Below are 14328 nucleotides of genomic sequence, written 5' to 3' on the forward strand. Positions count from 1 at the left end.
TCTAGTCCTTGGGGCCCGATGGAAATGACGGAACACCCAGGGAGACCTGCCTGGCCATGCGGGCCAGCTTCTCCCGTGCAGCGTTTAGGCTGATGTCGATACCTTCGAGTTCGCCTAGCCACCCTCGTTGTTCGGCTTCCATCTTCCGGTCTTCTAGGGCTTCGATGAGTTCCTTGAGTCGTGGGCGTTGTGCGGGGTCGGGTCGGAGTACCGGGCATCGGATGCAGGCGTGTTCGTGGATGCAGGGTGTGTTGTAGGCACGTCCGCAGCTACCGAGCTCGACCTTTCGCTTCTTGAAATGCTCGTGGAATTCGTTGATTTCGGCCTCGGTGGGTTCGAGGTAATCCTCGGCAGGACGGAGGGCGCGCCGCCTATCGAGGAAGCCTCTGAAATGCCGGTGGGTGTCCTCGTCGTGAACGGCGGCATAACCCTGCGTTGTGGAGATGTTTTGATGCCCCATGAGCTTGGCCAGGATATGGATCGGAAGGCCGGCGGCGAGGGCTGATGTGGCGAAAAGTCTGCGGAAATCGTGGGGTGTGAACTTGTACTCATCACCGTTCTCGTCCCTGAGACCGGATCTGTTGATTGCGTCCTTGATGGCGATTCTGGCCCACTCCGGTGACATGGTTCGGCGTTCACTGCCGCACCTGAGCTGAAACAGGTGTGGGAGAGGCTGGCTGTACGTGCGCTCGGCTGAGTCGTAGCGCACCGCAAGAGGGACGCGTCCGTCAGGTGTCGAGACGCGCCTCTTAACCTGGGCAAAGACGTGAGCGAGTTCCGGAGAGATCAGCAGTATTCGTTCCCTGTCCGTCTTCGAGGGAACGATCTGCAGCAGAGGCAGTGCCTCGCCGGTGTCCGGGAGCCTATAAATGGAAAAAGCATGCGTAGTGATCTCCACGAGCTCTTCGATTCGCACGCCGGTCTCATTGAGCGTGTTGGTCAGGGCCCAACTCCAGAAACAGCTCTCTTCCCGCTGGGTGAGGTCGACCCGACGTTCGAACTCTCCACCTGTTACCCATACCCGCCCGGAGCCGCGAGGCCAGCTTTTTCTGCTTCGACTCATCTCCCGGCGGCGATAGGTCACCCCTTGGTGCTCGAACTCCTGCCCTTGCTCCACCGCCATGGCGGCGGCCAGGATTGCCTGAGCATCTTTGAGCTCCTTGTCAGTGCTCTCGAGGAGTCTTGGCAGTATCGGGCTCAGATCGCGGATCCGTTGGTGGATACGGGCCTGGGTTCGTCGCTTGTTCTTGTTGGCACCGGCCGTATCCTCCCGGGTCAGGAAAGGAGGCGCCGCCCATTCAGCCCAGTAGGCATCGTCCGTGGCCCAGGCCGCAATATCCAGGTAAAGACCCCTGACCATGAAAAGGGTGCGGTGTTTGGTCGTGATCGAGCCCTGCATAAAGCGGCTAAGCCAGGCGCGTCCCTCTTCGAAACTCAACCGGAGGCTGTTCGCTCCCGGGTTGTGGGCTTCGACATCGAGCCAGAAATTCTTCACCAGCTCGTAGACCATCCAGCGAAGGGTGGAGTAGTCCACCGAAATCTCTCTGGTCTTGAGGTATCGCACCAGCATGTCTCGAACCGGCTGGCTTTGGATCCCGTAGGAGTCAACCATCTCCTCAACACCTGGACGCTTCACTGCGACCAGTTGCAACAGTCCAGGGATCGAGGAATCAAAGACTCCAAGGTCCTTGAGCATCGACCAGACATACGTCAGACCATCGGGCTTTTGCTTACGTTCGAGCTGGTATTCCCTGTAGTCAAGCAAGTGTTCGGGCCGGAGATCATTCACAGAGAGCCCGGTGTGCGCCAAGACCTTTGTCATAACGGTGAGGCCGTTACCGACGTTGGACTGTCGGACATCCAATCCGGACCCGTGCTCTTTCATTCGAGCGAAGAATTCCGGGTTCCTGTTTTCTCGGATGCGGTGGAACCTGGGTCTGGCGTTCCGAAGCCATGTGTAGCTCGGCCGGATCACGTCCAACGCGATGAGATCCGCGATTCCGTTGGCCGATTCAAACCTGGCCCTGTTCAGACGGATGCCCTTCCAAGGGCTCCCAAGCTGGTCCTTCCAGTCATTTCCTGGGTCCTGGCAGTCAGCGTTTTCCCACCGTTGCTGCCACGTCTGTCCTTCGAATTCGGTCAAGGCGGTCAAGATAGTGCGGACTCCGCGGAGCGATACTTCGTCGGCGCCAGCCAGCCTCTCAGCCTGTTGCAGCAGCTCTGCCTGCGAGAGTAGCGACCGGCGCGGAACAGGGTCGTGTGGTTCGTGGGCTGGTTCCGTTGTCGGCGGTGCAGGCAGCGGGCGGACGTAGTCTCGGACTATTGCCATGTGGTTCCTCCGAAGAGTTCAGTCATGTCCTCTGCTGAATACGAGGAGTGCTGTTCCACCCCGACGTCAGGGCTATCGTCTGCTGTGGTTCTTGCGACTAAGTGCTTGTTGACTCGTTCGATCACTTCATCGTCCCGGAGCCGCAGATACGTTTCGGTGGAAGTGATGTGGACGTGCCCCAAGACGGACTGGACGTCCGTGAGTGAAAGATTGGGATCGCGTGCCATGCGGATGGCAGCGGTATGTCGAAAGTCGTGGAGAGTCCAGTTGGCGCCCAGCATCGTATTTATTCTGCGAATGATGCCCCGCGCTGCTTCATAGTTCAGTGGCCGGAAGGGCTTTCGAAGGGTCCACCACGCAGAAGCTGCAGATTTGGTGAGATCGGGGGGCAGGGACTCTTGGTATAGCCGGAACCATGTGAAAGCTTCCTGCGAAGCGGGGATGCGTTGGATTGCTCCGCTTCCTTTACGTACTACCGAAATGCATTGTTGTCCAACATCGACCATTCCGTTCGTTAGACCGACCAGTTCGGATGGCCGGGCGGCACTGGAGACATAGAAAGCAACCAAGGCCCTGTCTCTGTCGGATCCCAACGCGTGAAAAAGGTTTTCAAAAGCTTCATCGGGAATAGACCGAGGTGCCTGCACGGGGACCTTTTGCCGGTAATGAGCCCGCGGCCCTTGTTGGAAGGCATTTTCAGGATTGTGGTGAGCTCCGAAACGCCCATGCGGTCCCATTCGTTCTGGCACCGGATTCACCAGAGGGCCCGTTAGGGCTCGCAAGTGGAAGTCATAGAACGCGCTGAGCACGGACAGATTGTGATTGATAGTCCGCGGCGAATACCGGTCTGTTAAATACGGCTTGCCGGAGACTTCGTTGAAGGCCGGCACTGGCCGCCGCCTGCCCACGTCCTTCGATGCTTCACGTAAGGAAGCCACGAAATCACGGACATCATCACGGCTAACAGGATTCCAGACCTTGCCCGTAGCCCAAAGAAAACGGAACCACCGCAGAAGATCCCGCGCATAGGACTCAACACTGGCAGAACTCATTCCCCTGGCCCAGAAGTCCTTCAGGTAATGTTCCACGCTCCGTATTGGGGCACCGTCGGGCCCCACGACTTGCCAGTACGGCGCGGCAGGGATCGCTTTTACAGCCCCTTTAGGACGTGCCTCGTCGGATCCGTCTTGCGTCTTAGTGGCCATACCGGGCGACTCCAAGTGTCCGTTGGTGGTCCGAGATTAACCAACCCGCTTAGTCCGGTCAACATACCCCCATGCCGTGAGCTGCGTGAGGTAGTAGCGGGTGTCGCTGGAGCGATTCCGCCAGCTCGTGCGATCGATGTTTGCCTCGTAGGCGGTGATCATCGTGGCGAGGGTGACCGTTTCGGGCTTGGTGGTGGGCTTATCGACGTATGACGTGAACTCGCCGTACCCGGTGCCGGTGCCCAACAGGTCGGCCGTGAGTTCGGTCTTATTCAAGGCCTTGGTCAGGATGTAGCTGGAATGGGCAATCGTGTGTGCGATGAACTTCTGGGCGTTCTTCGGCAGGGCCTTGCGGGCCAGCAGGGTTTTGACGAAGTCCCTGCGTACCACCTCGGCCGAATCCATCGCTTTGTTGTTTTCAATGACCTCCCGGCGTGCGGCCTTTTCCTCATCGGTCATCCCTCCTGCCGGGGCCTTGCCGTCCTTCCGAAGTCCACGGGCCTTCCAGTCTGCGACAGCGAACCTCGTCACCACGCCGCTGTATCCGACGCCGATGTAAACCGCGTCGGCGTCCGCCTCGCTGAGACGTTCGCCCTCGGCGGTTGTCAGTGCGGAGATCGTGGCGGCGGCTCCCTTGTAGTCGTAGTAGCCGGGGTCTTCTTCCAGCACGATCAGACCTTTAGCGGCGGCCTCGGCGCAGGCCTCGGCGAGCATGGCGTTGTTCTTACGCTCGTCGCGGAGCCGCTGCGCCCGGTGGGCGAAGTTGCCGGGGTTCTCGGTGGCGAGACGTTCGAGGACTGCCACGGCCTCGGCATCGTCTGCGAATTCCTCGATCACGGCGGACTGTTCCAGCGTCAGGCCTTGGTCCAACGCCTGGGCAGCGGTGGCGTTCGCCTTGACCTTCAACGCGGTTTCCACAACTGCTTTCTTCGCTCCCATCTTCCGGGCGATGACACTGGCACTGACTCCCAGCAGTGCCATTTGGTGAAACGCTTCGGCACGGTCGCCGTCGGTGAGTCCGCTGCGATGGTCGTTTTCGACAACCTGCGTGGCGAGTCGTTCCGCTTCCTCGGGGGTGGCTCCGACGAGCACGGGAATGGTCGCGGCTCCTGCTTCTATGGCTCCAAAGGTGCGGCGCTGACCCATCAGCACGTGCACGGTTCCGTCCTCGGTCCGGTGCGCGACGACGGGCACCAGCACGCCGTGTTCTTTGATGCTGGCCACGAACTCCTTGGTGAGTCCGGTTTCCTTGCGGACGTTGGTGTCCACGGTCAGGGTGTTGGGGTCGAGCATTTCGAGCGTAGGTGTTGCGTTCATGGTTTTGTGTCCTTTGCAGAGGAATGGTTGGTGAGGGAGGTGTGTGACCTGAGCCAGCTACTGTCTTTCCTCCCCCGTTGTTTTTTGGCTGCTGGCGAAGCTTGCGGAGCTGTGGCCGACGGAGGCCCGTCTACCCTTGGGCAAGGGGTGGGAAATTCCCGAAAGGAAATAAGCGACGCAGGAGCGCCGGAGGGACATTTCCTGCACCGCAGGCCCCGGAGCTCGCGGAGGGGCTAGACGGGGTGGAGCGGACACATAGAATCCGAAGGAATCTCAATGATGTTGTCAACGCGATTCCAGCGGGTTACTCGTGTGGGGGTCCTCTCCCCGTGGGGATGCTAAGCCATGGTTCTGTGGGCGCTTTGTCGTTCATGGTTACTCCCGCTCTTGGTGGGTGGGGTTACTCGTGGTGAGTGGCCAGCTCCCCTCTCCCCCGTTGTTTTGGCTGCTGGCGAAGCTTGCGGAGCTGTTCCCGACGGAAGCCTGTCTACCCTTGGGCAAGGGCCGGAAAATCTTGGAAGGATCCGAGCTGGCGAGGATCCGGGCTGAAGAATTTTCGGCACGCAGGCCCCCGACTTTGGAGGGGGCTAGACGGGCTGGAGCGGGAACGTACAATCCCTTGGGACAGCAGCCAAATGCACGTGAAAAACAGGTGATGACGGGCAGGAGCTCTGCGACGGACCGGCAGCACCGAAACAGCCGGCCACGCAGTGGACGCCCGATAGTGCTCGCCCAGCGAGCACCCCTCCCCCGGAACCCACGAAAATCACCCACGGCCTGGACTGCCCTGGCCTGCCGCGCGCACCAAATAACCCAGTCGGCCCTGGACGCGGGAACGGCGGTCCGCCGCCAGCAACCACCCACGGCCCCCGGCCACCCGCGGCGGACCGCCCGCCCACCAAAAAGGCGAACAGCCCTTCTATATGGCGGAAGAGCCGGCGCCCAGTGGGGGGGTGCCGGCTCTTCCTGTTTTCCCTCAGCAAAAGGAAACTTCGGGTGCAGCGTCGTCGCTGCCGGGGTTTAGAAGTCTTGCGGGGTTTTCTCCCAGGAGATGTCCACGACGGTTGCGCGCTGGTCTTGGGTGAGCTTGCTCAGTTCGAGGAAGTCTTCGGCGTGGGTGTTACCCGAGGGTGCGTCGTCTTCGGTGAGGAGGAAGTCGTGACTCATGGGTGCTGCTCCCTGGCGTTCGTGGAACCGGTGGTTCTTCCACTGTAGCCCGACGGCAGTCATGTCTGTGTTCGGTGTGGGGCTTCGCCCGCGTCAGCGTTATCGGCGGCCGGCGGAGCGCCAGCGGGGGAGGCCGCCGACGCGCCGGTGGGGCCGGAACCGTTGCCGGTTCCGGCCCCTGCTTGGGTTAGCCCTTCTTGTACCCCGTGGTTTCGTCGGCGGCGACGGGGGCGATCTTGCCGTGGCTGATGAGTTCTTCCATCAGTTCAGCGAACCTGTACCCGGGCACATCCTCCAGTGCGGCGGTGAAGTGCTCGGCCGCTACCGAGGATTGGCCCTTGAGGTAGGAGAGCCAGCCGATCACGGTCAGCAACGGTGCCCGGTAAGTCTCCGGGGCTGCGGTGATCAGTTCCCGGGCGGCGTCCTGGGCGCCGTCCACCCGGGTCCAGTCCGGACGGATTCCTTCACCGACCAGCAGGTATCCGCTGCCCTCGGCGGTGGTGCGTTCGGGTTCGATGACGGTGCACATGAGCACGTCCCGCAGGGTTGGGAACTGGAAGCAGGCCAGCAGCTGCACAGCCGATTCCGGGCTGATCCGTCCGCTGCAGGCGATGGCCTCGGACCAGAGTTCGCGGGCGTTGATCTCTTCGCTGTACTGCAGCACGTGCCCGGCGTGTTCGATCCGTTCGATCGTGTCGGCGGGGCCGTTGAATGGTGGGTAGGTGGTGCCCGGGGCGTTCTTGTAGCTGCTGCCGCGGAAGATCAGTTCGGCGTTCAGCTGCCCGTCCTTGATGGACTGCAGCGACTCGACGGGGCAGCACTGGGGGTCATCGCAGAGCAGGTTCTTCCAGTACTCGGAGGTTACCAGCCATGCATCTTTCAGCGGCACCCCGGCGGCATCGAGGGTTTCGATGATCGCCTCGAGGTGCTGATGGAACGGGCGGGCCGTGCCCTCAGCGGGCTGGTCGGTGTAGACGGCCAGCACGGCGCCGTTGGCTACGGTGTCCAGTGCGAGGTAGTCGGCCATGGCACGGGCGAACCCAACCGTGTTCGTATCCCTCGGGGCGTCAACGCGCAGGGTCGCGCCGAGCGCGTTCCCGCGCATGGTGATGAACACAAAGGATTCCCGGGGTGCGAAACCGAGGGTGTGCGGGATGAAGCTGAGAATGTCGGCGGGGCTGGTGATGCGCAGTTCGTTGGTCATGTTTTGTCCTTTGCTGAGGATTCGGGGGGTGGGGTTACTCGTGGTGAGTGGCCAGCTCCCCTCTCCCCCGTTGTTTTGGCTGCTGGCGAAGCTTGCGGAGCTGTTCCCGACGGAAGCCTGTCTACCCTTGGGCAAGGGCCGGAAAATCTTGGAAGGATCCGAGCTGGCGAGGATCCGGGCTGAAGAATTTTCGGCACGCAGGCCCCCGACTTTGGAGGGGGCTAGACGGGCTGGAGCGGGAACGTACAATCCCTTGGGACAGCAGCCAAATGCACGTGAAAAACAGGTGATGACGGGCAGGAGCTCTGCGACGGACCGGCAGCACCGAAACAGCCGGCCACGCAGTGGACGCCCGTTTGTGCTCGCCCGGCGAGCACCCTCCCCGGTTCCCACGGGACACCCTCGGCCTGGACTGACTGGGGCTTGCCGCGCGCACCAGATGACCGAAACAGCAGCTCCTGCGGTATGGCGGTCCGCCGCCGGTAACCACCCACGCCAGCCGACCACCCGCGGCGGACCGCCCACCCACCAAAGGCGAACGGCCCAGCCAGGGTTTCTAGTCGCCGATCATGTGGTGGATGGTGCGGTCGGTGGTTTCGTGCTCGCGCTCCAGCGTCTTGTGGTCCATGTCGTCGTCGGTGAGTTCGGCCTTTTCGAGCAGGACCTGCCATTTGTCCATGGCTGCCAGCAATTGTGGAGTGACACCGCGTCGTCGATGTCGCCGTACAAGCCGAAGCGGTAGAACGCATCTGTCATGCCGGGGTAGCCGATACGCTCGGCCGTCGCGGCGGCCTTCTCCCGTTCGCCCGCTTCGAAATGGGCTTCGTAGTTGAAATTGCCGTCGTCGTCCCAAAAGTTCGTCACAGAGTTCCTCCTTTAGGTGGCTGGGGGCGGCCGGGACCTTTCGGGTCCCGGCCGCCGTTCGGCGGTTAGCTGGCGAGCAACTCGGCCACTTCCTGGGCCTCTGTCACCAGCACCGCCCCGCCGTCGCGGATCAGTCTGTGGCAGCCCGCGGAGTTGGCACTGTGAACGGACCCGGGAATTGCTGCGACATGACGGGCGATCGTCTCGGCCTGATGGGCAGTGTGCAGGGCACCGGAACGCCACCGTGCCTCCACAACACAGGTCACCCCAGCCAATCCCGCAATCAGGCGGCCGCGCTGGAGGAACCTGTAGCGGGTTGGGGCGGTGTTCGGCGGCTGCTCGGACACCACCAACCCGTTCGCACGTATTGCCGCTGCGAGGTCGGCGTTCCCGGCCGGGTAGTCGCGGTCAAGGCCACCGGCGACGACGGCGATCGTCGCCGGTCCCTCACCTGTAAAGGCGGAGAGGGCGCCCCGGTGGGCGTGCGCATCAATCCCGTACCCGAGACCGGAGACGATGCAGATACCGCGTCGGCCCAGTTCGTGGGCGATGTCTGCGGTCACGGCCGCGCCGTAGCTGGTTGAATCCCGGGAACCGGTCAACGCGACGGCCCGTTCCGGAGCCGGGATGCCGCCGGTGATGTTTCCGCGGTACCAGAGTCCGTACGGGGCATCCGGCAGATCGTCCAGCCCGGTGGGCCAGTGCTCGTCCCCGGGGATGAGGAAGCCGCCACCGAGCCGTTCGATGGTGGCGAGGTCCTTCTCGGGGTCGAGATCGGGCACGCGGGGTGCCCAGCGCCGCAGCGCTTCGGCCAGGTCGGCGTCGGTGATGCGCTTGAACGTGTGGACGGGCTGGTCCCTCGTGGCGATGCGCAGGGCGGCGTAGGCACCGAGGGTGCCGACGAGGGCGCGTCCCGTAGCGTCCTGCGGGTCGAACAGGCGGGTCAGGGCAGCGCGTGCAATACGGTCATTCATAGTGTGCGTCCTTTGCTGAGGATTTCGGTGGGTGGGGTTACTCGTGGTGAGTGGCCAGCTTCCCCTCTCCCCCCGTTGCTTTTGGCTGCTGGCGAAGCTTGCGGAGCTGTTCCCGACGGAAGCCTGTCTACCCTTGTGGCAAGGGCCGGAAAATCTTGGAAGGATCCGAGCTGGCGAGGATCCTGGCTAAAGAATTTTCGGCACGCAGGCCCCCGACTTTGGAGGGGGCTAGACGGGCTGGCGCGGGAACGTACAATCCCTTGGGACAGCAGCCAAAGACAAGAAAAATGCTTCTCCAGCCCGAGCGAAGCGAGGACCATTTCCCGGTGCGGTCCGCCGCGCCGGTCGCTCCGGTGGCGGCCGTGGCTTCACGTACCCACGAGCCGGAGCCTTTGCAGGACTTAGATTAAGTAACGGGTAAAGTGACCGGCTTAGCGGCCCCGAAGGAGTCCGGAGGTCTTGTCACTTAAACGGTCGTATAAATGACTGGAGGTTCCAATGCTGGTCGGATACATGCGCGTTTCAAAGGCCGACGGCTCCCAGACCACGGACCTGCAACGCGACGCCCTCTTGGCGGCCGGGATTCAGGATGAAGCCCTCTACGAGGACAAAGCCTCGGGGACGAAAGACGACCGCCCGGAACTAGCAGCCTGCCTGAAAGCCTTGCGGCACGGGGACACCCTTATGGTCTGGAAACTCGACCGGCTCGGTCGCGACCTTCGCCATCTGGTCAACATTGTCCACGACCTCACTGGACGGGGCATTGGCTTGAAAGTCCTCACCGGCCAGGGTGCTGCGATCGACACCACGACAGCGTCCGGGAAACTTGTGTTCGGTATCTTCGCTGCCCTCGCCGAATACGAACGCGAGCTGATTTCCGAACGCACGGTTGCAGGCCTGGCTTCGGCCCGGGCGCGCGGCCGGATCGGTGGCCGGCCGTTCAAGATGACTCCGGCCAAGCTTCGCCTGGCGGTGGCGTCCATGGGCCAGCCCGGTACCAAGGTCAACGAGCTCTGCAAAGAACTCGGAATCACCCGCCAAACCCTGTACCGGCACGTCTCCCCCACCGGTGAACTGCGACCTCACGGGGAGAAGCTCCTGAAGGCTTCGAAATAGCCATAGTGGGCCTGGAAGTCCGTGGCTGGATCAGGCCGAACCCGATTAGCCCGTTTTTTCGGCGGCGGTTTTCAGGTCGGCGGCGAACTGTTCGAAGCTGGCGTCAAAGGACGGGATCTTCGAGGCGAAGAGCGGAAAGACCGGGCCGCCGATCTTCTCGGTCATCTCGAACCTGGTGCCCCCGTTGGTATTGGTAAGGGTGTAGGTCCGGGTTCCGAGGGCATCGCCCCACGCCAGCCGCCTGGGCGGGTCAAAGTCTTTGACTTTGAGTTTGAAGGTCCGGGACGGGTCCAGTTTGGAGACCAGCTCGAGGTTGCCGCCGGGGCGGATGTCGCCTTTCAGGGAGAGGACGGTGGAGTTCCATTCCGGGTAGCTGCCCGCGTCGGTCAGCAACCCCCACACGGTCACGGGCGGGGCGGCGATCGTTACGGCAACGGACGTCGTGCGGCTGAAGGTTCGCTTGTCGGTAACAGCCTTGCCATCCTGTGCCATTACTGGTGTCTCCGTTCATGGTGGGCCGGGTTTCGTGCTGGCTGAATAGTGGCACAGCTGCGGCGGGCTGGGAAGACCGTGGGGCCCTTGGAGGTGGCGGGCGGCGTGTTTCTGTGTTGTGAGGGGGCGTGAAGGAGGCCGGGCGCTGTTCGCTCCCGGCCTCTCCTGCGGATCCCCCTGCTACACGCCTGCCCGAGGCATCCCAGCCAGACAGGCGTTGGTGCGGCCGCTGTTACCAGTAAAGCCCCATTGTTGTCCGTAGGCTACGGGGTGTCGCGGACTGGTTTCACGGGCACCCCTTGGGATCGGCCACGAAGGTCCGCCCCTTCATGAGCGCCTCGGCGTTACCTGCTGCGCAAACGGGGTGCTAGTAGCCGACGTTGACGACGAAGTCTTCTGCCGGGCGTCCGGTCCGGGCCGCGGCTGCTTCGCTGACGGCTGCGGGTATTTCACCCACGCGCTTCACGTATACCTTCAGGTCCGGGAATTCCAGGACGTGGAGATCCAGCCAACCATCGGTCGCCAGCCTGATTCTTACTGTCAGTTGCACTCCGACCTCCGTTCCGGGTTAAGGCTACCGGTGGGCCGGCCCGTACCGGCAACAGTCCAGCGGCGCTCATGGCAGGCCTTCCGCGCAGCTGGGCCCGACATCGTGGGCCGGGCAGCTGCGGTTCGGCCACGCAGGGGCTTGCCGCGTCCCCTTAGTGGCGTGGTTGGCAGGCCTGGTCGGGTCCGTACCGGAACCAGTCGGGAAGGGCTGTGGTGAATGCTTCGCGGATGGCGGGGGTGTTGGTGATGGTCCAGTCCACGCGGCCTTTGACTTCGGGTTCGGTCTTGTCCCATTCGAACCAGTTGATCATTTTCAGTTGGGGAAACTTCCCGTGGGTTTCCGGGCTGAAGAGCTGCTTCCACCAGGCTTGTTTGATGGCCGGTTCCTGCTCGCCGCCGGTCCCTGGCGCGTACAGGCCGGCGGTTTCGGGGATGGCGACGGGTTTGCCGTGGTCGACGCCGTAGACGGTGTAAAAGTCCGCCAGGAGGCTGTCGTCGCCGTTGGCCCCGTTGTAGGTGCCGGTGAGTTGTTCGGCGAATTTGTTCGGCTCGGGCAGTTCATTCTCACCCCACGGGTAGGCCGCGCCCCAGTGGTACAGGGACATCCCCACCCAGTCCACGGCGTCGTCTCCGGGGTAGTAGGGGGCGTAGGCGTCATCGTCCATGGTCAGGGTGCTGTCACCGCTGGTGTCCAGGGCCAGGAACTCGGCTGTGCCGGGCTTGGCCTCGTACCGGCCGCCGGCGAACGGGTACCCGCCGCCGTAGTTCGGCGCCCACATCATCGCCGACCCCGGCGCGTGGGTGTGCACGGCCTCGGCGATGGTCCTGAACGCGGCAATGTACTTTTGTGGCTGCTGGGACCAGGCGTACCAGGAGCCGTTCATTTCGTGGGCGAACCGAACAATCACCGGGACGCCGTCTGCATTGAACCCGTTCAGGTCCTCCGCCAACGCGGCGGCGGTGTCCTCGGTGATCGTGTCCAGGCCCTCATGCGGCTCAAGGGTCAGGAGCATCATGTGCCCGTCCGTGCGGATCTGCTCCACCGCCCGGGCCAGATCGTCCTCGTCCTTGGCCGTCAACGGAAACCCGGTGAACGAGACACTGACAGCCGGCTTGTGGCCGAGGTCCTGCGCGAACGCGGCCACGGGTTTGGCGTGCCAGTCCAGGTTGACCCCGAACAACGCCCCGTCCGCGGGGACCAAACCGGGCCGTGGTGTCACCTGACACGCCGGCAGGGTCAAGGCGGTTTCCTGGGATTGTTTTTGGGCAAGGCCGTTGGCGAAATTCACCCCGGCGATGCCCAGCACCACCAACCCGATCACCACCGGAAGGACAAAGGCCCTGCGCAGCTCCGCCCGGTTCTGCCTCCGGTCCTCACGCTCATCCACGGATTGTTCCCCCACAAACACCAAACCCCTCCCCACCTGACCTGACCTGCGCTTATGGTCCAATCCTAGGCAAGCCGAATATCGACCTTGGTGTGATACCCACCCCAAGCTTGCGCAAGGGGTCTCAGCCCCGACGACACCACGCGAATCTGCAAGTGCCCAACCGGCGCAAAGGGTAAGCCCGTTGAGTCTAAGCAGCCAACAACTGTGGCATCTTCGGAGCCGGGGTATACGTTGTCCCGTCCCGGAGCATGGCCCATATGACGTTGAGTCGTCGCCGGGCAAGAGAAAGCATTGCCTGGATGTGAGTTTTCCCCTCTACCCGTTTTCGGTCATAGTACGTCCGCGATGCCGGGCATGACTTGAGCGCCGAGAGCCCGGAGAGATAGAAGACGCGCAGCAGCCTTCGGTCGTATCGCTTGGGTCTGTGATTGTTTCCGCTGACCCGGCCGGAGTCCCGCGGTGCCGGGGCCAGCCCAACAACACCCGCGAACCGGTCGGCCGTCTGGAAAACCGTGAGATCCCCGCCCGTGGCCCCGAGGAACTCGGCAGCAAGGACCGGTCCGAAGCCGGGCATGCTCAGCAGCACCTCCGTGTGACGGTGCTCCGCGACCTTCTCGGCGATCAGCGCATCGATTTCTGCCAGTTCTTGGTTCAAACCGGCTATCTCACGGGCGAGGGCAGCAACGATGCCCTCCGCCACGTGTTGGGCAGGAACGATCGTGTGCTGGGATTTTGCGGCTTCAACCGCGTCTTTGGCGAGTGCTGCTGAGGACCGGGTGCCGTGTTTCTTCAGCCAGGCGTGGATTCTCGCCTGCCCGGCGCGGCGGATCCCGTCCGGCGTCCGATACTTGGTCAACAGCAACAGGGCACCCTTGGAACGGGTGTAGTCGAAGGCCCGTTCCAGCGCAGGGAAGTATTCGAGGAGCAGAGCCTTCATGCGGTTGATAGCCCTCACCCGGTCCGCTGACTTGTCAGCCCGTCGGGCCGTCAACAGTCGCAGCCCGACGCTGATCTCATCTCCTGCCCGCAGGGGCTGCAAGTCGGTCCGCATGCGTGCTTGGTCAGCTATGACAGCGGCATCTTTCGCGTCCGTCTTGCCGTCGCCCCGGTAGATCTTCGACGCGTGATGCACCGTGCGCCCAGGAATATAGAGAAGTTCCTGGCCGTGGCCCACGAGCAAGGCGATTAACAGGGCCGGACCGCCATGGTTCAAATCTGTTGCCCACACGACCTGGCCGCTATCCGCCAGGTCCAGTACGGCGCCCAAGAGTTGGAGCAGCTCTGCTTCGTCGTTGCGAACCTTCTGTGAGAGCAGCCGGTTCCCCTCGGCATCGATCACGACGCAATAGTGGTGCCCTTTGCCGGCATCGATGCCAGCCCATAGTTTCGCCAAGAACAGCCTCCAGTCTGTTGGATGGGAAGAGCCCAGCAGATAACCGCGCCGTCGTGTCCTTATCCGGCGATCATGTCGCGTCTCTCAATCAGCGGTCGGGTCATCGCGGGGTGGCGGGCGGCCAATCCTACGGAGCCGTCACGCTTAGCGTCCAGCCACAGCAACAAAGCCATACCCGCCTCCCCTGGGTAGCCACGACCCTACAATGACCGCGGAACTAAGCCCGGTAACAACATAAGGACAGCAGCCAAAAAACGGTAATACTGGAAAAGGTCTTGAGCCGGCGTGACTCAGCAAAAAACTGACGTGCCTTCCGGCACTGTCTTA

At 62.7% G+C, this 14328-nt stretch carries 12 protein-coding genes and 1 pseudogene; 2 read left to right on the plus strand and 11 right to left on the minus strand.

Annotation, left to right across the window (positions count from 1 at the left end; all coding sequences use genetic code 11):
• Window position 1 precedes the first annotated feature (1 nt).
• The 7 genes from HMI59_RS24940 to dprA all read right to left on the minus strand — a co-directional run bounded on the left by HMI59_RS24940 (window position 2) and on the right by dprA (window position 9060).
• Window positions 2-2329 (minus strand): site-specific integrase, encoded by a 2328-nt coding sequence (locus HMI59_RS24940; RefSeq protein ID WP_069695253.1) that lies wholly within the window; start codon window positions 2327-2329, stop codon window positions 2-4.
• Window positions 2320-3417: a site-specific integrase gene (locus HMI59_RS24945; RefSeq protein ID WP_166842607.1), complete on the minus strand. Its 1098-nt coding sequence runs from the start codon at window positions 3415-3417 to the stop codon at window positions 2320-2322. The genes HMI59_RS24940 and HMI59_RS24945 overlap by 10 nt, the downstream gene beginning before the upstream one ends.
• A 153-nt stretch (window positions 3418-3570) precedes the next feature.
• Window positions 3571-4851, minus strand: coding sequence for a ParB/RepB/Spo0J family partition protein (locus HMI59_RS24950; protein WP_193594546.1), 1281 nt, complete (start codon window positions 4849-4851; stop codon window positions 3571-3573).
• 1020 nt (window positions 4852-5871) lie between these two features.
• A complete protein-coding gene (locus HMI59_RS24955) occupies window positions 5872-6018 on the minus strand; it encodes a hypothetical protein (protein WP_156784062.1) in 147 nt (48 codons plus the stop codon).
• Window positions 6019-6205: 187 nt separating this feature from the next.
• Window positions 6206-7222, minus strand: a complete 1017-nt coding sequence (locus HMI59_RS24960) for a DUF4192 domain-containing protein (RefSeq protein ID WP_071416935.1) — start codon at window positions 7220-7222, stop codon at window positions 6206-6208.
• A 556-nt stretch (window positions 7223-7778) separates the two neighbouring features.
• Entirely contained in the window at window positions 7779-7901 is a 123-nt protein-coding gene (locus HMI59_RS26020) for a hypothetical protein (protein WP_255527696.1), read from the minus strand.
• A gap of 250 nt (window positions 7902-8151) precedes the next feature.
• On the minus strand, window positions 8152-9060 hold the full coding sequence (gene dprA / locus HMI59_RS24970; RefSeq protein ID WP_071416934.1) for a DNA-processing protein DprA: 909 nt from the start codon (window positions 9058-9060) through the stop codon (window positions 8152-8154).
• A 498-nt stretch (window positions 9061-9558) separates the two neighbouring features.
• Between dprA and HMI59_RS24975 the strand changes: the two genes are divergently transcribed.
• Window positions 9559-10176: a recombinase family protein gene (locus tag HMI59_RS24975; protein ID WP_071416933.1), complete on the plus strand. Its 618-nt coding sequence runs from the start codon at window positions 9559-9561 to the stop codon at window positions 10174-10176.
• Window positions 10177-10221: 45 nt separating this feature from the next.
• Here the strand turns inward: HMI59_RS24975 and HMI59_RS24980 are convergent, their stop codons facing one another.
• Window positions 10222-10668: an SRPBCC domain-containing protein gene (locus HMI59_RS24980; RefSeq protein ID WP_071416932.1), complete on the minus strand. Its 447-nt coding sequence runs from the start codon at window positions 10666-10668 to the stop codon at window positions 10222-10224.
• A 132-nt stretch (window positions 10669-10800) separates the two neighbouring features.
• Between HMI59_RS24980 and HMI59_RS26175 the strand changes: the two are divergent.
• Window positions 10801-10980 (plus strand): annotated as a pseudogene (locus HMI59_RS26175) (hypothetical protein); the annotation flags it as partial.
• Between the two features lie 55 nt (window positions 10981-11035).
• Here the strand turns inward: HMI59_RS26175 and HMI59_RS24985 are convergent.
• The 3 genes from HMI59_RS24985 to HMI59_RS24995 all read right to left on the minus strand — a co-directional run bounded on the left by HMI59_RS24985 (window position 11036) and on the right by HMI59_RS24995 (window position 14001).
• Window positions 11036-11218 (minus strand): hypothetical protein, encoded by a 183-nt coding sequence (locus tag HMI59_RS24985; RefSeq protein WP_071416931.1) that lies wholly within the window; start codon window positions 11216-11218, stop codon window positions 11036-11038.
• A gap of 151 nt (window positions 11219-11369) precedes the next feature.
• Window positions 11370-12620, minus strand: coding sequence for a glycoside hydrolase family 26 protein (locus HMI59_RS24990; RefSeq protein WP_227471747.1), 1251 nt, complete (start codon window positions 12618-12620; stop codon window positions 11370-11372).
• 175 nt (window positions 12621-12795) lie between these two features.
• Window positions 12796-14001 carry an IS110 family transposase gene (locus HMI59_RS24995; protein ID WP_193594547.1) on the minus strand — a complete coding sequence of 402 codons (1206 nt, stop codon included), beginning with the start codon at window positions 13999-14001 and terminating at the stop codon, window positions 12796-12798.
• Window positions 14002-14328: the final 327 nt, after the last annotated feature.

Source organism: Paenarthrobacter sp. YJN-5, assembly GCF_015040095.1.
Classification (GTDB): domain Bacteria; phylum Actinomycetota; class Actinomycetes; order Actinomycetales; family Micrococcaceae; genus Arthrobacter; species Arthrobacter ureafaciens.

Bases quoted from the DNA above. Each gene is read 5' to 3' on its own strand.
- HMI59_RS24940 (WP_069695253.1), bottom strand. From the start codon at position 2,329: ATGGCAATAGTCCGAGACTACGTCCGCCCGCTGCCTGCACCGCCGACA.
- HMI59_RS24950 (WP_193594546.1), bottom strand. From the start codon at position 4,851: ATGAACGCAACACCTACGCTCGAAATGCTCGACCCCAACACCCTGACC.
- HMI59_RS24955 (WP_156784062.1), bottom strand. From the start codon at position 6,018: ATGAGTCACGACTTCCTCCTCACCGAAGACGACGCACCCTCGGGTAAC.
- HMI59_RS24960 (WP_071416935.1), bottom strand. From the start codon at position 7,222: ATGACCAACGAACTGCGCATCACCAGCCCCGCCGACATTCTCAGCTTC.
- HMI59_RS26020 (WP_255527696.1), bottom strand. From the start codon at position 7,901: ATGGACAAATGGCAGGTCCTGCTCGAAAAGGCCGAACTCACCGACGAC.
- dprA (WP_071416934.1), bottom strand. From the start codon at position 9,060: ATGAATGACCGTATTGCACGCGCTGCCCTGACCCGCCTGTTCGACCCG.
- HMI59_RS24975 (WP_071416933.1), top strand. From the start codon at position 9,559: ATGCTGGTCGGATACATGCGCGTTTCAAAGGCCGACGGCTCCCAGACC.
- HMI59_RS24980 (WP_071416932.1), bottom strand. From the start codon at position 10,668: ATGGCACAGGATGGCAAGGCTGTTACCGACAAGCGAACCTTCAGCCGC.